The sequence below is a fragment of the Bradyrhizobium sp. Bra78 genome (assembly GCF_024519855.1).
Lineage (GTDB): Bacteria > Pseudomonadota > Alphaproteobacteria > Rhizobiales > Xanthobacteraceae > Bradyrhizobium > Bradyrhizobium japonicum_G.
On sequence record NZ_JALJRE010000015.1, the window covers coordinates 1 to 20,229 of the forward strand.

Here is a 20,229-nt window from a genome sequence, read left to right on the forward strand (position 1 = left end):
CCGTCTCGACGGCCAGCTCATGGTCGTCCTCGACGTCGATCGCGTCCTCGAGCTCGCGCCCGAGATGATGGCGGCCTGATACGGCGGCATCGCTGCCGACGGACTTGCAATTGGAAGTGCCCCCGCAAAAGGGGGGGAAGCAGAGGTTCACATGCGAACTTGTCTCGTCGTTGATGATTCCAGCGTCATCCGCAAGGTTGCGCGCCGGATCCTGGAGGGCCTCGACTTCCAGATCCTCGAAGCCGAGGACGGTGAGAAGGCGCTGGAGGCCTGCAAGCGCGGTCTGCCCGACGCGGTGCTGCTCGACTGGAACATGCCGGTGATGGACGGCTACGAGTTCCTCGGCCATCTCCGGCGCATGCCCGGCGGGGACCAGCCCAAGGTCGTGTTCTGCACCACGGAGAACGACGTCGCGCATATTGCGCGCGCGCTCCATGCCGGCGCCAACGAGTACATCATGAAGCCCTTCGACAAGGACATCGTGACCGCGAAATTCCAGGAAGTCGGCCTTATCTGAGCGACCGCCCGGAGGCTGAACGGCTCCTTCGGCGTTTGTTTTCAACTGACCGTTTCAGTCTGAGTTGGTGAGTAATGAGTGTTGCGTTCGCAGGTAATTCGACCCCGGGCTCGTCGCGCGAAGCCGGACCGCTGCGGGTGATGATCGTCGATGACTCCGTCGTCATCCGCGGTCTGATCTCGCGCTGGATCGGTGCCGAGCACGACATGGAGGTCGCGGCCTCGCTGCGCACCGGGCTCGAGGCGGTCAACCAGATCGAACGCATCAACCCCGACGTCGCCGTGCTCGACATCGAAATGCCCGAGCTCGACGGCATCTCGGCGCTGCCGCAGCTCCTGGCGAAGAAGCGCGATCTCGTCATCATCATGGCCTCGACGCTGACCCGCCGTAACGCGGAGATCAGCTTCAAGGCGCTGTCGCTCGGCGCGGCCGACTACATTCCGAAGCCGGAATCGACGCGCGAGGCGTCGGCCGCGGACATCTTCCACCACGACCTGATCCAGAAGATCCGCCACCTCGGCGCACGGCTGCGCCGCAAACCTGCCGTTGCGAGCCCGCCGCTGGCGCCTGCCAGCCCTGCTGCACCGGCCGCGCGTGCTCCGGCTGTCGCACGGCCCGCCGCGCCCGCACCTGCCGTGCATGCGCCGTCGTCGTCTTCGCCGCTATCCACGCGTCCGTTTTCGACCCAGGCACCGAAGGTGCTGTTGATCGGCTCGTCGACCGGCGGTCCGCAGGCGCTGATGGCGCTCGTCACCGAGCTCGGCCCGGTGATCGACCGCGTCCCGGTTCTGATCACCCAGCACATGCCGCCGACCTTCACCACCATTCTTGCCGAACACCTGGCGCGATCGAGCCGCAAGCCGGCGGCCGAGGCGGTCGACGGCGAGCCGGTGAAGCCGGGGCGGATCTATCTGGCACCCGGCGGCAAGCACATGCGCGTCGTGCGCAGCGGCGCCGACGTGGCGATCGCGCTCGACGACGGCCCCGCCGTCAATTTCTGCAAGCCCGCGGTCGATCCGCTCTTCACCTCCGCCATCGACATCTGGCATGGCGCCATCCTCTCCGTGATCCTGACGGGCATGGGCTCGGACGGCATGCGCGGCGGCAAGGATATCGTCGCCGCCGGCGGCAGCGTGATCGCGCAGGACGAAGCCTCCAGCGTCGTCTGGGGCATGCCGGGCGCGGCGGCCAATGCCGGCATCTGCGCGGCGATCCTGCCGCTCAACCAGATCGGCGCCAGGGTCAACCGCCTGTTCGCGGGAGACCGTTCGTGACACCGGTCGACTATGAGTATCTGCGCAAGTTCCTGAAGGAGCGTTCCGGCCTCGATCTCTCCGCCGACAAGCAGTATCTGGTCGAGAGCCGGCTTCTGCCGCTTGCCCGCAGGGCGAGCCTTCCCGGCATTCCCGACCTCGTGCTGAAGATCAGGAACGGCGACGGCCGGCTTGCGACCGACGTGGTCGAAGCGATGACCACCAACGAGACTTTCTTCTACCGCGACAAGATTCCGTTCGATCATCTGCGCGAAACCATCATGCCGGGCCTGCTCCAGGCGCGCGCGGCGCGCAGGTCGCTGCGGATCTGGTCGGCGGCGTCCTCGACGGGGCAGGAGCCCTATTCGATCGCGATGTGCGTGAAGGAGATGGGCGCGGCCTTCGCCGGCTGGCGCATCGAGATCGTCGCCACCGATCTGTCGCAGGAGGTGCTGGAGAAATCCAAGGCCGGCGTCTACAGCCAGTTCGAGGTGCAGCGCGGTCTGCCGATCCAGCACCTGATGAAGTATTTCACGCAGACCGGCGAGACCTGGCAGCTCAATGCCGACATTCGCGCGATGGTGCAGTTCCGCCAGCTCAATCTGCTGCAGGACTTCTCCCATCTCGGCACGTTCGACGTGATCTTCTGCCGCAACGTGCTGATCTATTTCGACCAGGCCACCAAGGCGGTGATCTTCGAGCGGATGGCGAAGGGCCTGGAAGCCGACGGCACGCTGCTGCTTGGCGCCGCCGAATCCGTCGTCGGCATCACCGACGCGTTCCGCCCGATCGCCGAGCGGCGTGGTCTCTATCAGCTCAACCCCGCGCGCTCCGGCCGCCCGATGGGCGGACTGATGCCGCCGTCGCTCAAGGTTGCCGCGGCAAGGTGATCATTCTTCACTCTCTCCCCTTGTGGGAGAGGGTGGCTTCGCGATAGCGAAGCCGGGTGAGGGGTCTCCATCCTCACGAACGGTCTCGCGAGTGGAGAGAACCCCTCATCCGGCGCTTCGCGCCACCTTCTCCCAAAAGGGGAGAAGGGAAGAAAACTAACCCTCACAGGATCGCATGCGGCAGAAACCGCGAGCCGTTGCCCGTGATCGGGCTTTCGTCCTCGCGGATCGACAGCCCGCATGGCTCGTGATCCACCAGCCAGCTTCCGATCACCGGATAGAAGCCCGAAAAATTCGGCAGCGGTGACAATGCCTGCCGCACGAATCCTTCGGCGCCGTAAGGTCCTGCCTGCTCGTCGAGCGGGAGTCCGCCGGACACCAGCGTGACGTTGGCGCCTTCGCGCGACAGCAGCGGCTTGCGGACGTAGGAGCTGCCGAGTTCTGCGGCGCGCGCGTCGTCCTCGAAGAAGGCCGGCAGCAGATTGGGATGGTTCGGAAACATCTCCCAGAGCAGCGGCAGGATGCCCTTGTTGGAGAGTACCGCCTTCCACGGCGGCTCGATCCAACGTGTCGGCGCGCTCGCAAGCTTTGCGCCGAAGGCGTCGTGGAACATCCATTCCCAGGGATAGAGTTTGAAGGCGAGCGCGATGTCGCGGTCGTCGAGATCGACGAAACCGCCGGCCTCGTTGCGCCAGCCGATCTCCTCGATGTCGAGCAGCGTGGTGGAAAGTCCCGCCTGGCGCGCGGTGTCTTCGAGATAAGCGAGGGTGCCGGCGTCCTCCTCGTTGCCGGTGGTGCCGGTGAGATGGACGTGGCGGCTGGCCGCAATCTCCTTCCACGCCGCGATCAGCCGCTCGTGGATGGAGTTGTACTGGTCGGCGCGCCCGGGGATGATGCGCCGTTCGATCGCCTGCTCGAGCCAGGTCCATTGAAACACCGCGGCTTCGAAGATCGAGGTCGGCGTATCCGCGTTGTATTCGAGCAGCTTTGCCGGGCCCTTGCCGTCGAATGTCAGGTCGAGCCGGCCGTAGAGGCTGCGGTCGTCTCGCTCCCAGCTCTCGGCGATCAGGCTCCAGAACGCTTCCGGAATCTTCAGGCGCCGCAGGTGGCGCTCGTCGCCGATCACGCGGCCGGCAAGCTCCAGGCACATCGCGTCGATCTCGCCGGTCGGCGTCTCGATGCCGCGCTCGATCTCGTCGAGGGTGAAAGCATAGTAGGCGCGCTCGTCCCAGTAGCGCTCGCCGTCGATGGTGTGGAAGGCGAAGCCGCATTGCTCGGCGGTCTGCCGCCAGTCGTCGCGCTCGGGGCAGACGATGCGTTGCATGGATCAGCCGCCGCTCGAGAAGCCATGGCCAAACGAGCCGAAGCCGCCGCGGCTCACGCTGCCGGAGCCCGAATCGGACGACGTTCCCGACGAGGGATGGGACGAGGAGTCGCTGCTGAAGAAGCTCGATCGCGACGACCAGCGCGAGCTGCCGCCGCTCGAGGAGCTGCTTCTGCCGCACGCGGTGCTGGCCTGCACCGGCGTTTCCGCGCCCGGGACCGTCGCACCGGGGGCTATCGCCCCGGGGACTGGCGCCCCGGCAGGACCGGGCTCGCAGTGCTGCCGCGGCATCAGCGTGTAGGCGGTGGTGCCGACCGCAATCGTGCCCATCACCAGCAATGCGACGTGGCCGGAGCGTTTCGCCGGCCGTTGCGAAGGCGGCGGCCCGGCCGGCGGCCGGCGTTTGCCGAACTCCTTTTTGGAGGGTTTGTCGGCCATGTCAGTAGATCATGCACGCGGCGTTGAGCAGTCCCGCGGCGAGCGAAGACAGCCCGAGCCAGATCGCGGGCGCGAGCTCGCCGGCCGCGATCCGCGCCGGCAGATTCGGCACCGGCACCCTCACGAGAAAGAGCACGATGATCTGCACGATCAGCGCGATGATCGCCCAGATCAGGCAATCCAGCACATTGGCCGAATGCGCGATGGCGCTGACCAGCGGCGCGACGAAGCCGAGCAGGCTGAGGCCGAGCGCGATCGCTGCGGCCGGCTCGTTGTCGCGGATGAGCTGGAATTCGTTGTAGGGCGTGATGCGGGTGTAGACGAACAGGTACGCCACGATCGCGATCAGCCCGGTGCAGAAATAGACCAGGAAGGCGGGCAGGCCGGCGAGTGATTGCAGGATCATGGTTCCCCCATCGTGCAGCGACCATTCGTCGGCGGGGGAAGGATAGCGGTTCAACGGCGGGACGGCGATGCAGCCGCGTTCGCATCCCCCAAAAAACAAAACCCCGCCATTTGCGGCGGGGTCCAGGCTGGGAGGAGCAAGCCCGAGGGGCTTGCGGGTAAACCCAGGATCAGGCGGGAATGCGTTCTTCCTGCTCGTGCGGCTCGCGCAGCACGTAGCCGCGGCCCCACACGGTCTCGATGAAGTTGCGGCCTTCGGAGGCGTTGGCGAGCTTCTTGCGCAGCTTGCAGATGAAGACGTCGATGATCTTCAGCTCGGGCTCGTCCATGCCGCCATAGAGATGGTTGAGGAACATTTCCTTGGTGAGGGTGGTGCCCTTGCGGAGCGAAAGCAGCTCCAGCATCTGGTATTCCTTGCCGGTCAGATGCACGCGCTGGCCGCCGACTTCGACCGTCTTGGTGTCGAGGTTGACGACGAGGTCGCCGGTCTGGATGACCGACTGGGCATGGCCCTTGGAGCGGCGCACGATCGCGTGGATGCGGGCCACCAGCTCGTCCTTGTGGAAGGGCTTGGTCATGTAGTCGTCGGCGCCGACGCCGAGACCCTTGACCTTGTCCTCGATGCCGGCGAGGCCGGAGAGGATCAGAATCGGTGTCTTGATCTTGGAGACCCGAAGCTGCTTGAGCACGTCGTATCCGGACATGTCGGGCAGGTTGAGGTCGAGAAGGATAATGTCGTAATCGTATAATTTACCGAGATCGACGCCTTCTTCCCCCAAATCGGTCGTGTAGACGTTGAAGCTCTCAGACTTCAGCATCAACTCGATCGACTGCGCGACGGCGCTGTCATCTTCAATCAGCAAAACGCGCATGCCAGTTCCCCATAGTCGCCGCTCCTGGGCGTCAGGTCGGCCGCATTCGCGGCACTCAACAAAACGCCTTTGAACAACTGATTCGGATCCTGACGACAGATGGTTAACAAATCCTGATTCTGGAACGCAAGTCCCCCCGGTGCAATTTTTGTCGAATCGCCCTAAGGTCCTGTGTACGAAGCAGCTTTTGTCACCCGATACCGTTCAAGTTCCACTTTAAGAGACGGGCCTAACCGACTCCCGCGACTCAGCCTTCTTCTGAAGGGGAGTCACGCTCAGTCACAAAGACAGTGACGCAATGATTAACGATGCGGGTAAACACGAAGTTAAGCGCCGTTCAGAAATATGGCGAAACTTAAGGTTTTCGCCATGAAGCCCCCAAGGATGAAGGCGCGCTCCTTACCGCGTCCCTGATGAAGGCCCCGTTATGAAAGCCCCGTTATGAAGGCTCTTGCCGAACAGATCGGCGACATCGACGGCGTCAACATTTACGGCCGCGTGGTCGGCGTGCGCGGCCTGATGGTCGAGGTGGCCGGCCCGATCCATGCGATGTCGGTCGGCGCGCGGCTCGTGATCGAGACCGGCGGCAACCGCTCCATTCCTTGCGAGGTGATCGGCTTCTCCGGCAACAATGCCGTCGTCATGCCGTTCGCCGGCCTCGACGGCGTGCGGCGCGGCTGCAAGGCGGTCATCGCCAACGCCGCAAACCAGGTGCGGCCCTGTGCGGCCTGGCTCGGCCGCGTCGTCAATGCACTGGGGGAGCCGATCGACGGCAAGGGGCCGCTGCCGCAGGGCCCGGCGCCGATGCCGTACCGCAATTCGCCGCCGCCGGCGCACTCGCGCAAACGCGTCGGCGCGCCGCTCGATCTCGGCGTGCGCGCGATGAACACGTTCCTGACCTGCTGCCGCGGCCAGCGCATGGGCATCTTCGCGGGTTCCGGCGTCGGCAAGTCGGTTCTGCTGTCGATGCTCGCGCGCAACGTCGATGCCGCGGTCAGCGTCATCGGGCTGATCGGCGAACGCGGCCGCGAGGTTCAGGAGTTCCTGCAGGACGACCTCGGCGAGGAGGGCCTTGCGCGTTCCGTCGTCGTGGTCGCGACCTCCGACGAGCCGGCGCTGATGCGCCGCCAGGCCGCCTATCTGACGCTTGCGGTCGCCGAATATTTTCGCGACGAGGAGCAGGACGTCCTGTGCCTGATGGACTCGGTGACACGCTTTGCCATGGCCCAGCGCGAGATCGGCCTGTCCGCCGGCGAGCCGCCGACCGCCAAAGGCTACACGCCGACCGTCTTCACCGAGCTGCCGAAGCTTCTGGAGCGCGCCGGGCCGGGCCTGGGCGAGGGCGCCATCACCGCGATCTTCACGGTGCTGGTCGACGGCGACGACCATAACGAGCCGATTGCGGATGCCGTCCGCGGCATCCTCGACGGCCACATCGTGATGCAGCGCTCGATCGCCGAGCGCGGCCGCTACCCCGCCATCAACATCCTCAAATCCGTCTCCCGCACCATGCCGAAATCGGCCGACCCGGAGTTCTGGCCGACGATCCAGAAGGCGCGGGCGGTGATGGCGACCTATGCCGACATGGAGGAATTGATCCGTCTGGGCGCCTACCGGGCCGGCTCCAGCCCCGAGGTCGACGAGGCAATCCGCCTGCACGAGCCGCTGGAGGCCTTCCTGCGCCAGCGCAAGGACGAAAATGCGTCGCTGGCGGACGGCTACCGCCAGTTGGCGCAAATCCTCGGCAATTTGGAAACGGAACGCTAACTTTGTCCCGTCATCATCCGATCCCACAGAGTAGCAGAGCCGGTCTTGGCCCCAGTCGGGCCCGTGGGGAGACCGGTGCCGTCCCACGTGCAGCCAAGGGACTTCTGGGGAGTACGAGTCGATGAAGTCACGTGATACCCTCATCCGCCTGAAGAAGTTTCAGGTCGACGAGAAGCGCCGCCGGGTCACCCAGATCGAGACCATGATCGCCGACTTCCAGCGGATGTCGACCGATCTTGAACGCGAGATCTCGACCGAGCAGGAGCGTGCCGGGATCAACGATCCCTCGCACTTCGCCTATCCGACCTATGCCAAGGCTGCGATCCAGCGCCGCGAGAACCTGACCCGCTCGGCCGACGAGCTGAAGGGCCAGCTCGACGAAGCCAAGGGTGCGCTGGCGGAAGCCTTCGAGGAACTGAAGAAGGTCGAGCTCCTCGACGAGCGCGACCAGGCCCGCGAACGCGCCGAGGAAAACGCCCGCGAGCAGGCCGACCTCGACAGCATCGGCCTGATGCGCGCCCGCATCGGCGCCGTCGCCTAAAAACGCAGTCAGCGGTCGAACCGCCGAGAATCTGCTGAACCCGGGCCCGCAAGGTCCGGGTTTTCGCGTTTGCTATCCACAGCGTGGCGCCCCGCCCCTTGGTGATGGGCTTTGCTGCGCGCTATGGTGGCGGAGTGCCTGGGTCCGCGCGGAACGACGCGCCGGGGCCTGCGCGTTGGGGGGCTGAATGCTGACGCCAGCAGAGCTGGTCGGGCTGATTGAGGCGGTCGCCAAGGGCGATCAGGCCGCGTTCGAGCGCCTTTACGTCGCCACGCGCGCGAAACTCTATGGCGTCGTGCTCCGTATCTTGCGCAGACAGGATCTCTCGGAGGAGGTCATTCAGGAGGCCTACGTCAAGATCTGGAACAGCGCTGGCCAGTTCAATCCGGCCTTGTCGTCGCCGATCACGTGGATGGCGTCGATCGCGCGCAACCGTGCCATCGACATCGTGCGCAAGAAGACGGAATCCTCCATCGAGGAAGAGCCTCAGGCGATGGAGGTTGCGGCCGACAGTCCCGATCCGCTGGCGCGCCGTGAGATGACGGAAGAGTTGAAGCGGCTCCTGGAATGTATCGGCCGGCTCGAGCCGGACCGTCAGAGGCTCGTGCTTCTCGCCTATTACAACGGCTGGAGCCGCGAGCAATTGGCGGAGAAGTTTTCGGCGCCCGTCAACACGGTCAAGACGTGGCTGCGGCGCAGCATGTTGGATATCCGCGAATGCCTCGGACTATGAGGGCTGATGTTGTGAGGGTGGTTCTGGACTGCATGTGATGGCCTACACGGAAGACCATATCGCGCTTGCTGCGGAATATGCGCTCGGCACACTCGATGCCGACGAGCGCACGCAGGTTGCGATCATGATGGCGGTGGACACCGAGTTCGCCGCGATCGTGCAGGCGTGGGAATTCCGGCTCGGCGTGCTCAACCAGATGGTAGGCACGATCGAGCCGCGTCCGGTCGTGTGGGAGAACATCAGGTCCGAGCTCGCGCGGACGGGCTTCGCACAGCAGCCCCCCGCGCTGTCCGAAGCCTCGCCGCCGCCACCCGTACCGGAGTCTTTCTCGTTCGAAGCCGTGCCGCCGGAAGCGTCATCGGACCGCACGGAGCAACCGGAGCCGCAGCCTTCCGAAGCCGCGCAATCCGAAGCGGCGCAATCCGAAACCGCGCGCCCGGACCCCGATGCGCTTCCCGACATCGCGCCGGTCTTCATGCCGCAGGTCCATGCACCCGATCCTGATGTCGCGCGCGCGCCGCCGGCGCCGGTCGTGGACAACACCAATGTGATCCGGCTCGAGGGCCGCGTGAAGCGCTGGCGCACCGTCGCATCCGCCGTCGGCGCGCTTGCGGCCGCGCTGCTGGTGACGCTGTCGCTCCAGATCTTCCTGCCCGATGCGCTGCCTGGGGCCCTGCGTCCCGCGCCGCGCATCCAGACGGTCGAGGTCAAGACGCCGGCGCCGCTCGCGGCGTCGTCGCAATATGTCGCGCTGTTGCAGGGCCAGGCCGGTGGCCCCGCCTTCATCCTCACCATCGACGGTACGACCAGGAACTTCACCGTGCGCAAGGTCGGCGCGACGCCGGAGCCCGGCAAGAGCTTCGAGCTCTGGCTGATCTCCGACAAGCTGCCGCGCCCGCGCTCGCTCGGCGTGATCGGCAGCAGTGACTTCACCGCGCGTCCGCTGCTCGCCGCCTACGATGCCGACGTCGTCAACGGCGCCACCTACGCGGTCACCGTCGAGCAGCCCGGCGGCTCGCCCAATGGTCAGCCGACCTCGGCGCCGGTATTTTCCGGCAAGCTGATCGAGACCGTGCCGCCATCGCAGGCGCAGGTTCCGGCGAAGAAGTAGATTTCCATCGTCCGCCTGGCGAAAGCCAGGACCCATGACCCCAAGAGCTTGTTGCAAGAGTGAGCTGTGGCCACACCGGCGAGCAGCCGCTCCAATGCACGCTCGCCGTAGTTGGAGGTATGTGACCGCCACCATGATCACGTAGTCTCAAGCGCGGGCCCAGGCCATCCGTGGAGGAAGACGGATGATCAGGAATTTAGTGCACTGTCACCGAATTCCCAAAGCGCGTGAAGTCCGCAGCTTGACGCTTCTTGTGGTTCGAGTGGCCGCCGGCAGACGTCAGTCGCGAGAAGCTGAACTCTTATGCGTCCCCGAGAGCATTTCTGTTGCGCCCCTTCGGAGAAACGGCCCGCTCTGCTCCACGAGGTCCGCTTATTGAGTCATAGCGGACAGGATTTGCTCAGGTCGAGTTCTTCGCATTTTGACCCATCGGCGAAGTGGCAGCATCGCTCCACGAGGTCCGCTTGTTGAGGCATGGCGGACAAGATTTGCTCAGGTTGAGTTCTTCGCATTTTGACCCAAGACAGACATTGGCCGGTAGTCGCTATAATTTGAACTCTATTCTTCATGCGGGCGAAAGCGTGCTTAGCTATTGTGGTTGTAGGACAAATGAGGTGCTGCGTCCCATGCCGAAATGGCTTGTTGTACTTGTCGCTCTCCTCGCGGCTACCGCCTACATCCCTCAGGTCCGCCACAGGGTGATCAACTGGCTTAAGACGCACCCTGCGCTCATTGGCCCAGCGCTGACCATCATCGGAATAGCGGCAGCCTTGTATCTGTTCATCGATCCTACCACTGTCCTATTTTTGGCGGTTGTTGCAGTCGTCTCCGGTCTCGCTGCATTTTTTGACCCAAGAACGTATTCGAGCCAATGAGAACGTCGTAGGAAGGGAAGGATCGTACACCAAATGGGCTCGGTTTTTCTGCTCTGGCATAGTCGACCACTTGAAGGCGGCGTCGATGAAAACGAGACTGACGATAAGCTCATCGGGGTCTACAGCAGCGCTGCCGAAGCGGAAGCCGCAAGAAGGCGCAAACTCCAGTTTGAGGGTTTTCGCGACTATCCCGACTGTTTCCAAGTCAGCAAGATGGAAGTCGACAAGGATGCATGGAGCGAAGGGTTCGTCACTACAAAGACGTAAATGAACTTCGCGCCGATGTCCGGTTCTGGCCCAAAGCGTCAGTTTGCGTGGCGGCAAGACCATGTCCTTAGTTGGGGGTAAAGCCGACCTGCCGGTTGAGCGCCCGGACTTCTCACTTTGACCCGTTTCAGACGTTAGCTGCTCCGCCGACCATCCTTCGAGACGGGGCTCAAGTTCTAACTGCGGCCATCGGCCGGGGACTGCAACAACTATGTCAGTTGCACACTTCTGTGGCTGCGCTTATGGATGTGCTGTAATACTTCCGCTGCTCGACGTGACATCCGGGCTTGACGGGCCGGCAACCGGCACTCGAGCAGATCATCTGGCCACTTGATCTCGCTTGTTGCTTCGGAGGCACTGATTCGACCTGCTTGCGCTCGTCGTCTACTGCCTTCGGCGATTCACGCGCCGCGACAGGTTTCTTGTCTTGGCCTTTTTCACATTCGTTGTCGCTATTGATGTGATAGCCAGACCGGCACGTGATCCTGACACAGCTTTCGCCATCGGCCCTGAAGCCGCGCTCGCAGGCAAGTGGACAAACCCGACCGGGCTTGCCTTTGATGGCATCGAGTACTTCGAAGCTGGCAAGCTTGGTGTCGAATTTCGTCCCGGCAAATTTGTTGAACAGCGTCAAGGAGCGCTGTGAGGCGGTGTTCCAGTCACCGTCACTTGCGTTTGTCAGACAGCCCACGCGGTGCAACTCAGACTGAACCAGCTTGATCGTCTCTTGGGGCGAGAGAGATGGCTGCGGCGGCGTCGGCGGGAGATCCGCGACCTTCAGGTCGTCGTTCTTGTCGTTGGTTACCCTGGTGGCCGGCTGCGTCGTAAGCTCGGCTGCAGCCTTTTCCTTGGCAATCCTATCAGCAAGCGCGGCCTCGGCGGCCTGCTTTTCGGCAAGCGCTTTGTAAACGGCTGCCTCTGCATCCTTGCGCCGCTGCTCGGCTTCTGCTGCCTTCGTCTCTTCCGCCCTCTTGGCCTTTTCTGCCGCAAGCCGGGTGTTCTCGGCAGCTTTCGCGGCCGCCGCTGCCTTCTCCTGTTCAGCCCTGTTGGCGCGATCAGCAGCGAGACGTGCCTTCTCCTCCTCGGCCTGTCGCGCTTTGTCTGCTGCAGCAGCTCGCGCCTCTTCCGCCGCGATCTTGTTGAGCTGACCCTTTGCGAGACCGGCGTAAAACCCATCGGGATACTGCGCAAGGAATACGGTCCAGCCATCGCGGGTACCGAGTTGTAGCGCAAGTTCGTAGTTGCGGCGGACGGCCTCTTGCGGATCGGCTTGCGGTCCCATAGCCGGAGCGGCCGGGACCAGCGGCAGATCTTCGCCACCGAGAGAACCGTAGACGTAGGGCTCTTGGCGATAATCCGTGCTCTTGAGAACATCGTCGCGGACGAAGCCAAAGGCTTTACGGAGGTCGAGCCCGGGCTTTGGCAAACGCTCCACCACGGCCGTTGCAAATGGGCTGTTCTTCGAGGCGCCGTCTGACGCTGTCGAGCCGGCCTTTGCCGCAAAGGCGATCATCGTGTTCGGGCTTGAAGGCTCGACTTTAGCAAGACCGCGACCAATCGAACGGCTGGCCACGGTACGTTTCATCGATCCCGCGAACGGGTTGTCACGACAGGCATCGAGAATGACAAGGCGAAGCTGCTTGGCCGGTTCGATCGTCGCGAGAATACGGTCGAGCGGAAGTGCCTCGTCGTATACGTCCGTATCGACTTCCAGCGCAGCATCAGTTGGAACTAAATAGTTGATGCCATCGACCTCGATCCCGTGCCCCGCATAATAAACAACGGCGATGTCGGCATCCCGGCTCCGAAGGCCAAATTCCCTCAGCGTCTTCCGCGTCTCGGCAATGTTGAGATCAGTCCTGATCTCGACGAAATCGAACCCAGCTTTCTTGAACATGCCGCCAACCAGGGCGGCGTCATTCACAGGATTCGCCAGCTTCGGCACGCTCTTATAGGCGGAATTGCCTATCACCAGCGCGACCCGGCGTTCGGCGTGCGTCGGACCTATCGTCAAGGAAAGCAAAAGGATTAAGAAGAACCAGCCAAGTGCGCGCATGGAAGCCCCGAATATTTGCGCAGGGTATTCGCAGCTTGGGAGAATGCAAGTGGAACTCTGCGATGTCTCTGAGGGGCCGGGGCCTTTTGGACCACCTCATCAAACTACGGCTCGTAAGATGAACTAGGCCTCATCTGGCGGACTTTCATTCTGCCTTAGGCCGACTTCCGCTTCTGGCCCGTTGCCGCCGTTCGTTGACAGGGCCGCTATGTCTGGCTTCAGGAGATAAGCCGACCTAGGCTCAAGTCGGTTCGGAAGTCGGCCTGTGACCCAAAGCTGACTTCGCTCGACGTTTGTCTCAAGGCTTAGTTCGAAAAATCGCCGCCAGGACCCCCACCGGGAAACTTCTCTGGGGTGTCATCGGGCTTAATGCTGTCGCCTTGGACAAAGCCGACGACAATGATGGTAAGCAAAGCGATCTCGCCGAGAACCATTCCAGCTTCTCCGATCGGCATGGGTTGGCAATCGCAAAACACCGGGGTGAGGCCATCGCATCCTCTAGCGCTTTAGCGGTCGGTCGCTAAATCTGTCGGCGTATGCTGCGTCGGTCCAAAAGAACTCGTGAACGGCAATCACTTCACAGCCTGCCGCCTTGGCGAGCCCCATTGCTTCTACCGTAAAGTGTTGACCTGCGAGCAAGGTCGGGCCCCGCGGAGTTGGTATTTTTCCTAAAGCATGTGCAACCGCGCGTCCGGTGACAACACCATCCGGGAATTTGAGGACGAACGCGTATCTCGCCAGATTAGGATTTGCAGCGTATTGCTTGCCTAGCTTCGGACCAAGTACCTTCCTCATCGAAGGAACATCAGCCGGAACATCGCGCATGAAAGCAGGTTTGAGGCCCATCGTTCTGCTTACCCGCCGGGCTATTGCAATGCAACCCTAGCGGTAACAATACCGAGGTGGCTGATTTAACGCGATCAAAAGGCAGTCGGCTCAGCGAAAGCCTTAACATGGTGAATGTCCGCTTTTGGCCCATCAGCGAAGTGTCGGCGCACCTCGTTGAGGTCCGCTTATTAAGGCACGGCGGACTAGATTGGCTCAGTTTGAGTTCTTCGCATTTTGACCGATTCTGTTGAGAAAGGCGGCTGTTGCGACGCAGAGGGATCAGTGATTCAGTCAGTCTAGGTGATTACGGTGACAGTGCTGGGCTGCACCCCTGAAGTGAGACACGGTAATTTGCCGAGACAGGCATTTCGAGGATGACCTGTGCAGGACGAGGAGAGAACCGTCACTTTCCGACGGCGCTCAAATCCAAGGCGAGAACGTGCTGGAACGGTTCTGCTGATGTTTGACGAGCATCGAACGAAGATCGCCCCTCCATTGGATTTTCGGGACAGCGGGACGTTCGCGCGCCGCGTATGGCGACCAGCCGGTCGCGATTTCCGAAACGGGCTAGCATGGCATAGTGCCACTGTTTTGCCCGACGCGTCAAATGGTGTTCGTAAAATACGAATTCGTGCGGGCCTTGAATCGCGCCCGGCTGACGGCGTGTCCGGCTGCGAAAGCGAAGCCGCGCCGCAGATGCCGCGCTCCTTGCCGGTCTGCCGCTGATTTGCCCGACGCCGCAATGGCTTGACCGACTGCATCGTGTGCCGCCCGGCAGCCGCGTCTCTACTGTGCATGGGGTTGTTTTTCATTTTTTGCAGAAGGGCCCAGCGAGGAGGGGAGGGAGCGCAGCCTGCGCATCGCTCTGTCGCCCCGGTCCATCCGGTCGTCGTGATCCGACAAGTCCCGCCAAATCCGTCCCCGATTTGAACCTCTCCGCGTTTCGCGGCGTCAAATGCCCGGAATTTGCAGTCGACACCGCCGATCATGGTGCCGGAGAGGGGCGAGAAATCAGATGGATGCAGCGAGAACGCCGGGCATCTTCGTTCACCAATATGCGGGCCTGCCGATGGGTCCGGCCTTTGAGCATTGGCGCGAACGGGCTTTCGGTTCCTGCGGCCTGGACATCGGGCCGAGCCGTGGCGACAGCATAGATTGCCGGCTCCAGATCAGCGTGGTCGACAACATCGCGCTGGCCATTCCCGAAGGCGCCTCCGCGCAATATTCACGCACCCAGAGCCATCTTGCCGACGGCAGCGACGACCTCGTCCTGATCGCTGGCCATGCGGGCCTCGTCCGGGTCGGGCAGAACGGCCATACCGTCGAGCTTGCGCCGGCGCAGATGGTGCTCGTCGACATGGCCATCACCGGCACGGTCGGCCATACCGACGAGGATCGCTTCACCACCATCCGCATGCCGCGCCGGGCGCTGCTCGACATCAACCCGCGTGCCGAGGACAAGCTGTCGCAAGTGCTCTCCGACGGTGCAATCGCCGAGACGATCTTCCGCTACCATGCCCTTGCCGCCCATCATGCGCCGCATCTCGACGCCGTGGGCCAGCGCCTCACGGCGCAGCACATGGTCGATCTCGTCGGTCTTTTGCTCGGCACCGATGCGGAGCATGCAAGCCTCGCGCGCGGGCGAGGTCATGCGGCGGCCCGTCTCGATCTCATGCGCGCCGACGTGATGGCCGCTCTCGGCCGCAATGATCTCTGCCTGTCCGAGATCGCGACGCGCTCCGGCTTGAGCCCGCGCCAGGCTCAACGCCTGTTCGAGCAGGCCGGAACCACCTTCACCGAATTCGTGCTGGAGCAGCGCCTGCTGCAGGCGCGCAAGCTGCTCGGCGACCCCCGCGCCAGGACGCGCAAGATCAGCGACATCGCACACTCATCGGGCTTCTCCGACCTGTCCTATTTCAACCGCGCCTTCCGCAAGCGCTTTGGCGCGACGCCGTCGGAACTGCGCGAGGCCTGAGCCGCACCGAGAATTTGTGCTGCCGGCCGGTACCGCGACAGTTGGTCCGCCCGGCCGGATGAGCTATATCTGTCTGCGCGGTCGGACGCCTCGATCGCTCGTCGCTTCCTTGTCACTCTCTTGGGAATGCAGTCACGGACATGGCGCGTATCGTCGTGCTCGGCGCCGGATTTGCGGGTCTGTGGGCGGCCATCGGTGCCGCGCGCAAGCGCGACGAGATCGGTGCGGCCGGCAGTGACATCGAGATCCGCCTCGTCGATCGCAATCCCTATCACAACATCCGCGTCCGCAATTACGAGGTCGACCTCAGCGAGGTCGCGCTTCCGCTGCCGCAACTGCTGGATCCGATCGGCGTCAGTCACGGGATCGGCGAGGTCGAAGCCATCGATCCCGTCCGGCGCGAGATCTCGCTGGTCACCGGCGGCGGCGATGAGACGCTGGCCTATGACCGGCTGGTGCTGGCGCTCGGCAGCGAAGTGATGCGTCCCGACGTTCCCGGCCTTGTCGAGCATGCTTTCGACGTCGACACCTATGCCGCGGCGCTCCGACTCGAGGATCATCTGACTTCGCTTGGACGCAGCGCGCCCGCGCCGGGGCGCGCGACGGTCGTTGTGGTCGGCGCCGGCTTCACCGGCATCGAGGTCGCGGCCGAGATGCCCGACAGGCTGGCGCGCGCCGGCATCAATGGCAGCCGACGCATCATCCTGGTCGATCCCAATCCTGTGGTCGGCGCCAGCATCGGCGCGCATGCGCGTCCGGTCATCGAGACGGCATTGGCCTCGCTCGACGTCGAGACGCGGCTCGGCGTGCGCGTCGCATCCGTCGAGGCCGGCGGCCTGCGCCTGAGCTCTGGCGAGTTCATTCCGGCGCAGACGGTGATCTGGTGTGCCGGGATGCGCGCGAGCCCCTTGGCGGCGAGCTTTCCGGGTGCACGCGACCGCCTCGGGCGTCTTCTCGTCGATCCCTTCATGCGGGTTGCGGATGCCGACGGTGTGTTTGCGGCCGGCGACGTTGCCTCGAGCGTGGTCGACGGCTTGCATCCGACCGTGATGTCCTGCCAGTTCGCCCGCCCGATGGGCCGTTTCGCCGGGCACAATGTGGTGGCCGATCTCGCAGGCCTGCCGCTGCTCCCGCTGCGGATCGATTGGTATGTGACCGTGCTCGATCTCGGTGGCTGGGGCGCGCTCTATACGGAAGGGTGGGACCGCGAAGTCCGCACCACCGGCGCGGCCGCGAAGGCGACCAAGCAGACCATCAACCGAAAACGCATCTATCCGCCGCTCTCGGGACGCAAGGAGGAGCTGTTCGCTGCGGCAGCTCCGACCGTGCAGGCGCCGCCGCCGACCTATGGGGCGCGGTAGCGGATGCTCGTTGGAGGATTGACGGCAGTTCGCCCCACTCCGTCGCGATGACGGACCCCAGACATGAGAAAGCGCCCGTGGGGGGCGGGCGCTTTCTGTAGTCGACTTGGGGTTGGGGTCGTCTACATATCCACGTGGCGACTTTGGGGGGCTGATAAAGAGCCGCGTGAATTCCTGAAACTCATGTCTCCTTAGCGAACGAGTGAAGCGTTCGAGCTGGTGATCACAACCGGCTTGCCGGCCTTGATGACGCGGGCGGTCTGGGTCAGACCTTCGTCCGAACCCGTGCGCGCCGTGATGCCGAAGCCTGCCACCGCGATCCCTGCGACGAGGGCCACGACCACGATCTTCAGGTGGGTCGAGCGATCTGCGCTGTAAATCGAGTGGTTCATGGAAGGCTCCTGCCGCCATCTACCCGAAGTAGTCGCCGCCCTGTTCGGGCAGGTTCATGCTTCCGATGCCCAACAACCTAGTATTGGGGGGATTCGTTCCCAAGAGGCGATCACAAGAGCGTGACACGACGTGAGAGTCCGCGATCAGAAGCGGCCTCCAATCGTGCAATTATATAATTATTTCAAGTACGTAATGTGCCTGCAAGGCGTTTTATCGACATCTGGTCGACAAGGCGCCCGGAACTCAAAAACCATTTGCCTGTGGCCAAAAAACATACGGCTTCTTAAGGCAAATCAGATGCTTCCGACCGTTTTCAACCTTGCCCTCGGGTGGATTTCCGCCTGCGACAGCACGGTGGTCTGGGCCCGAAACCGCTCGACCAGGGAGCGCACGAAGGGACGAATTGCCGCAGAGGTGACCAGCACCGGCGCCTCGCCCTCGCGGGCGGCGCGTTCGAACGCCTCGCGCACGCCGGTCATGAACTCCGACAGCTTCGAGGGCTGCATCGCGAGGCTGCGCTCCTCGCCCTGGCCGATGATGGATTCGGCAAAGGCCTGCTCCCACCGCGCCGACAATGCGATCAGCGGCAGATAACCGTTGTAGGAGGTGTTCTGCGCGCAGATCTGCCGCGCCAGCCGCGCGCGGACGTGCTCGACCATGGTGGCGGGATTGCGCGAGAAAGCGAGCGAATCCGCGATGCCCTCGAGGATCGTCGAGAGGTCGCGGATCGAGATGCGCTCGGCGAGCAGCAGCTGCAGCACGCGCTGGATGCCGGAGACCGTGACCTGTCCCGGCACGATGTCCTTGACCAGCTCGCTCTGCTCCTTCGGCAGCTCCTTGAGCAGCTTCTGCACCTCGCCATAGGAGAGCAGGTCCGACATGTTGGCCTTGAGCAGCTCGGTGAGGTGGGTCGAGAGCACGGTCGCGGCGTCGACGACGGTATAGCCCTTGAGCGAGGCCTCCTCCTTGAGGCTGGCATCGACCCAGGTCGCGGGCAGGCCGAAGGTCGGCTCGGTGGTGTGGATGCCGGGCACCTGCACCTGGCTGCCGCCGGGGTCCATGACCATGAACTGGTTCGGCCAGATCTTGCCGGAGCCCGCGTCGACTTCCTTGATCTTGATGATGTAGGTGTTGGCTTCGAGCTGGACGTTGTCGAGAATGCGCACGGCGGGCATCACAAAACCCATCTCGATCGCGAGCGAGCGGCGCAGCGCCTTGATCTGCTCGGTGAGGCGGTCGGTGCCGTCCGGCCCGTTGACGAGCGGCAGCAGCGCATAGCCGAGCTCGATCTTGAGGTCGTCGATCTTGAGTGCAGCCGAGATCGGCTCCTCGGTCGCAGCGGCGCCCGGCGCGCCCGGCGTTCCCGGTGCAGGTGCGGTCTTTGCAATTTCGGCAGCCCTTGCAGTCGCCCGGTTGCGGTTGCGGGCGTGCCAGGCGAGCGCGCCGGCGCCGGCGCCGAGCGCCAGGAACGGAAGGGTCGGGATGCCCGGCAGCGCCGCCAGCACCAGCATGACCGCCGCGGACATCGCGAGCGCCTGCGGGTAGCCGGAGAACTGCTTCATCAGCGCCTTGTCGGCAGCGCCCGAGACGCCGGCCTTGGAGACGAGCAGGCCGGCCGCGGTCGAGACGATCAGCGCCGGCACCTGGGTGACGAGGCCGTCACCGACGGTCAGCAGCGTGTAGCTGCGGCCGGCGTCGGCAAAGGAGAGGCCCTGCTGCGCCACGCCGATGATCATGCCGCCGACGACGTTGATGAAGACGATCAGGAGGCCCGCGATGGCGTCGCCGCGAACGAATTTCGAGGCACCGTCCATGGCGCCGAAGAAGCCGCTCTCGTCCTCCAGGTCCTTGCGGCGCTGCTTGGCGACCGCCTCGTCGATCAGGCCGGCGGAGAGGTCGGCGTCGATCGCCATCTGCTTGCCGGGCATGGCGTCGAGGTGGAAGCGGGCGGCGACTTCGGCGATACGGCCCGAACCCTTGGTGATGACCACGAAGTTGACGATGATCAGGATGGCGAAGACGATGATGCCGATGACGAAATTGCCGCCCATCACGAAGCTGCCGAAGGCCTCGATGACGTGACCGGCGGCATCCGTGCCCTCGTGCCCGTGCGACAGGATCAGGCGGGTGGAGGCCATGTTGAGCGACAGGCGCAGCATGGTCGAGATCAGCAGGACGGTCGGGAAGGCGGAAAATTCCAGCGGCGCCTGGATGAACAGCGACGTCATCAGGATCAGGATCGAGAGCGTGATCGAGATCGCCAGGAACAGGTCCAGCACGATCGCGGGCAGCGGGAGGATCAGCACCACCAGGATGGTGAGGACGCCGAGGGCCAGCGCGATATCGCCGCGCTTGAGGATGTTCCCGACCTCGGCAAGGGTGGGGAAGCCGGCGTTCGTGCTGCCTACGCCCTGTCCCGCGGTGACGTCGACCATGGTAGCTGCTCCCCCGCGCGACTGCCGTCCGCGCGCCCCAATTGTCTGCGCGGCGGCCGAAGGGCCGCCGTTCCGAAAGTGAGGCACCGCACTGGCGTCCACGGGGGCTCCCGTCTTACGCGGCTGACGACACTCGACTTCACTCGGCAATTCTTGCCGGGTGTATGGTTAGCAAACGGTTAACGGAG

The 20,229-nt window shown here is 63.7% G+C and carries 20 protein-coding genes and 1 pseudogene; 12 read left to right on the forward strand and 9 right to left on the reverse strand.

Going from position 1 to position 20,229, the window contains the following annotated elements:
- The 4 genes and pseudogenes from OC450_RS27955 to OC450_RS27970 all read left to right on the forward strand — a co-directional run.
- A pseudogene (locus OC450_RS27955) lies at window positions 1–79 on the forward strand (chemotaxis protein CheW); the annotation flags it as partial.
- 72 nt (window positions 80–151) lie between these two features.
- Window positions 152–517, forward strand: a complete 366-nt coding sequence (locus tag OC450_RS27960; RefSeq protein ID WP_007600538.1) for a PleD family two-component system response regulator — start codon at window positions 152–154, stop codon at window positions 515–517.
- A 74-nt stretch (window positions 518–591) separates the two neighbouring features.
- Window positions 592–1,791: a chemotaxis response regulator protein-glutamate methylesterase gene (locus tag OC450_RS27965; protein WP_211381723.1), complete on the forward strand. Its 1,200-nt coding sequence runs from the start codon at window positions 592–594 to the stop codon at window positions 1,789–1,791.
- The gene (locus OC450_RS27970) at window positions 1,788–2,660 is read left to right on the forward strand and encodes a CheR family methyltransferase (protein ID WP_211381724.1); all 873 of its coding nucleotides are present in this window, start codon (window positions 1,788–1,790) and stop codon (window positions 2,658–2,660) included. Before OC450_RS27965 ends, OC450_RS27970 begins: the two co-directional genes overlap by 4 nt.
- A 163-nt stretch (window positions 2,661–2,823) precedes the next feature.
- Here the strand turns inward: OC450_RS27970 and OC450_RS27975 are convergent, their stop codons facing one another.
- The 4 genes from OC450_RS27975 to ctrA form a co-directional block, all read right to left on the reverse strand.
- Complete coding sequence (locus tag OC450_RS27975) at window positions 2,824–3,984, reverse strand: glutathionylspermidine synthase family protein (protein ID WP_256809109.1); 1,161 nt, start codon at window positions 3,982–3,984, stop codon at window positions 2,824–2,826.
- Window positions 3,985–3,987: 3 nt separating this feature from the next.
- A complete protein-coding gene (locus OC450_RS27980) occupies window positions 3,988–4,422 on the reverse strand; it encodes a hypothetical protein (RefSeq protein WP_262049049.1) in 435 nt (144 codons plus the stop codon).
- A gap of 1 nt (window position 4,423) precedes the next feature.
- The gene (locus tag OC450_RS27985) at window positions 4,424–4,828 is read right to left on the reverse strand and encodes a DUF350 domain-containing protein (protein ID WP_211381727.1); all 405 of its coding nucleotides are present in this window, start codon (window positions 4,826–4,828) and stop codon (window positions 4,424–4,426) included.
- Window positions 4,829–4,997: 169 nt separating this feature from the next.
- Window positions 4,998–5,699, reverse strand: a complete 702-nt coding sequence (ctrA, locus tag OC450_RS27990; RefSeq protein ID WP_015688285.1) for a response regulator transcription factor CtrA — start codon at window positions 5,697–5,699, stop codon at window positions 4,998–5,000.
- A 441-nt stretch (window positions 5,700–6,140) separates the two neighbouring features.
- Here ctrA and fliI point away from each other — a divergent pair, with 441 nt between their 5' ends.
- The 6 genes from fliI (at window position 6,141) to OC450_RS28020 (ending at window position 10,993) form a co-directional block, all read left to right on the forward strand.
- Window positions 6,141–7,466 (forward strand): flagellar protein export ATPase FliI, encoded by a 1,326-nt coding sequence (gene fliI, locus OC450_RS27995; protein ID WP_211381728.1) that lies wholly within the window; start codon window positions 6,141–6,143, stop codon window positions 7,464–7,466.
- Between the two features lie 121 nt (window positions 7,467–7,587).
- Complete coding sequence (gene fliJ, locus OC450_RS28000; RefSeq protein WP_129271398.1) at window positions 7,588–8,007, forward strand: flagellar export protein FliJ; 420 nt, start codon at window positions 7,588–7,590, stop codon at window positions 8,005–8,007.
- A 187-nt stretch (window positions 8,008–8,194) separates the two neighbouring features.
- Entirely contained in the window at window positions 8,195–8,740 is a 546-nt protein-coding gene (locus OC450_RS28005) for a sigma-70 family RNA polymerase sigma factor (RefSeq protein WP_211381729.1), read from the forward strand.
- 37 nt (window positions 8,741–8,777) lie between these two features.
- The gene (locus tag OC450_RS28010) at window positions 8,778–9,851 is read left to right on the forward strand and encodes an anti-sigma factor domain-containing protein (protein WP_211381730.1); all 1,074 of its coding nucleotides are present in this window, start codon (window positions 8,778–8,780) and stop codon (window positions 9,849–9,851) included.
- A 626-nt stretch (window positions 9,852–10,477) separates the two neighbouring features.
- Window positions 10,478–10,726, forward strand: coding sequence for a hypothetical protein (locus tag OC450_RS28015; protein WP_256809112.1), 249 nt, complete (start codon window positions 10,478–10,480; stop codon window positions 10,724–10,726).
- A 33-nt stretch (window positions 10,727–10,759) separates the two neighbouring features.
- Window positions 10,760–10,993 carry a hypothetical protein gene (locus OC450_RS28020; RefSeq protein ID WP_211381731.1) on the forward strand — a complete coding sequence of 78 codons (234 nt, stop codon included), beginning with the start codon at window positions 10,760–10,762 and terminating at the stop codon, window positions 10,991–10,993.
- A gap of 214 nt (window positions 10,994–11,207) precedes the next feature.
- Here the strand turns inward: OC450_RS28020 and OC450_RS28025 are convergent, their stop codons facing one another.
- From OC450_RS28025 to OC450_RS28035, 3 genes are all read right to left on the reverse strand, one after another.
- Entirely contained in the window at window positions 11,208–13,049 is a 1,842-nt protein-coding gene (locus tag OC450_RS28025) for a caspase family protein (RefSeq protein WP_262049050.1), read from the reverse strand.
- A gap of 305 nt (window positions 13,050–13,354) precedes the next feature.
- Window positions 13,355–13,483, reverse strand: coding sequence for a hypothetical protein (locus OC450_RS28030; RefSeq protein ID WP_262049051.1), 129 nt, complete (start codon window positions 13,481–13,483; stop codon window positions 13,355–13,357).
- A gap of 64 nt (window positions 13,484–13,547) precedes the next feature.
- Window positions 13,548–13,895 carry a hypothetical protein gene (locus OC450_RS28035; RefSeq protein WP_262049052.1) on the reverse strand — a complete coding sequence of 116 codons (348 nt, stop codon included), beginning with the start codon at window positions 13,893–13,895 and terminating at the stop codon, window positions 13,548–13,550.
- Between the two features lie 997 nt (window positions 13,896–14,892).
- On the opposite strand from OC450_RS28035, the gene OC450_RS28040 reads away from it, so the two are divergent.
- The gene (locus tag OC450_RS28040) at window positions 14,893–15,852 is read left to right on the forward strand and encodes a helix-turn-helix transcriptional regulator (protein ID WP_262049053.1); all 960 of its coding nucleotides are present in this window, start codon (window positions 14,893–14,895) and stop codon (window positions 15,850–15,852) included.
- 140 nt (window positions 15,853–15,992) lie between these two features.
- Window positions 15,993–17,213 (forward strand): NAD(P)/FAD-dependent oxidoreductase, encoded by a 1,221-nt coding sequence (locus tag OC450_RS28045; protein WP_262049054.1) that lies wholly within the window; start codon window positions 15,993–15,995, stop codon window positions 17,211–17,213.
- A 191-nt stretch (window positions 17,214–17,404) separates the two neighbouring features.
- On the opposite strand, the gene OC450_RS28050 is transcribed toward OC450_RS28045, so the two are convergent.
- Together OC450_RS28050 and flhA are read right to left on the reverse strand one after the other, a co-directional pair.
- Window positions 17,405–17,605 carry a hypothetical protein gene (locus OC450_RS28050; protein WP_011084994.1) on the reverse strand — a complete coding sequence of 67 codons (201 nt, stop codon included), beginning with the start codon at window positions 17,603–17,605 and terminating at the stop codon, window positions 17,405–17,407.
- 294 nt (window positions 17,606–17,899) lie between these two features.
- A complete protein-coding gene (gene flhA / locus OC450_RS28055) occupies window positions 17,900–20,041 on the reverse strand; it encodes a flagellar biosynthesis protein FlhA (RefSeq protein WP_256809117.1) in 2,142 nt (713 codons plus the stop codon).
- Window positions 20,042–20,229 lie beyond the last annotated feature (188 nt).

Excerpts from the sequence above, each read along its gene's own strand:
- OC450_RS27960 (WP_007600538.1), top strand. The coding sequence starts at position 152 with ATGCGAACTTGTCTCGTCGTTGATGATTCCAGCGTCATCCGCAAGGTT.
- OC450_RS27965 (WP_211381723.1), top strand. The coding sequence starts at position 592 with ATGAGTGTTGCGTTCGCAGGTAATTCGACCCCGGGCTCGTCGCGCGAA.
- OC450_RS27975 (WP_256809109.1), bottom strand. The coding sequence starts at position 3,984 with ATGCAACGCATCGTCTGCCCCGAGCGCGACGACTGGCGGCAGACCGCC.
- OC450_RS27980 (WP_262049049.1), bottom strand. The coding sequence starts at position 4,422 with ATGGCCGACAAACCCTCCAAAAAGGAGTTCGGCAAACGCCGGCCGCCG.
- OC450_RS27985 (WP_211381727.1), bottom strand. The coding sequence starts at position 4,828 with ATGATCCTGCAATCACTCGCCGGCCTGCCCGCCTTCCTGGTCTATTTC.
- ctrA (WP_015688285.1), bottom strand. The coding sequence starts at position 5,699 with ATGCGCGTTTTGCTGATTGAAGATGACAGCGCCGTCGCGCAGTCGATC.
- fliI (WP_211381728.1), top strand. The coding sequence starts at position 6,141 with ATGAAGGCTCTTGCCGAACAGATCGGCGACATCGACGGCGTCAACATT.
- fliJ (WP_129271398.1), top strand. The coding sequence starts at position 7,588 with ATGAAGTCACGTGATACCCTCATCCGCCTGAAGAAGTTTCAGGTCGAC.
- OC450_RS28005 (WP_211381729.1), top strand. The coding sequence starts at position 8,195 with ATGCTGACGCCAGCAGAGCTGGTCGGGCTGATTGAGGCGGTCGCCAAG.
- OC450_RS28010 (WP_211381730.1), top strand. The coding sequence starts at position 8,778 with ATGGCCTACACGGAAGACCATATCGCGCTTGCTGCGGAATATGCGCTC.
- OC450_RS28015 (WP_256809112.1), top strand. The coding sequence starts at position 10,478 with ATGCCGAAATGGCTTGTTGTACTTGTCGCTCTCCTCGCGGCTACCGCC.
- OC450_RS28020 (WP_211381731.1), top strand. The coding sequence starts at position 10,760 with ATGGGCTCGGTTTTTCTGCTCTGGCATAGTCGACCACTTGAAGGCGGC.
- OC450_RS28025 (WP_262049050.1), bottom strand. The coding sequence starts at position 13,049 with ATGCGCGCACTTGGCTGGTTCTTCTTAATCCTTTTGCTTTCCTTGACG.
- OC450_RS28030 (WP_262049051.1), bottom strand. The coding sequence starts at position 13,483 with ATGGTTCTCGGCGAGATCGCTTTGCTTACCATCATTGTCGTCGGCTTT.
- OC450_RS28035 (WP_262049052.1), bottom strand. The coding sequence starts at position 13,895 with ATGGGCCTCAAACCTGCTTTCATGCGCGATGTTCCGGCTGATGTTCCT.
- OC450_RS28040 (WP_262049053.1), top strand. The coding sequence starts at position 14,893 with ATGGATGCAGCGAGAACGCCGGGCATCTTCGTTCACCAATATGCGGGC.
- OC450_RS28045 (WP_262049054.1), top strand. The coding sequence starts at position 15,993 with ATGGCGCGTATCGTCGTGCTCGGCGCCGGATTTGCGGGTCTGTGGGCG.
- OC450_RS28050 (WP_011084994.1), bottom strand. The coding sequence starts at position 17,605 with ATGAACCACTCGATTTACAGCGCAGATCGCTCGACCCACCTGAAGATC.
- flhA (WP_256809117.1), bottom strand. The coding sequence starts at position 20,041 with ATGGTCGACGTCACCGCGGGACAGGGCGTAGGCAGCACGAACGCCGGC.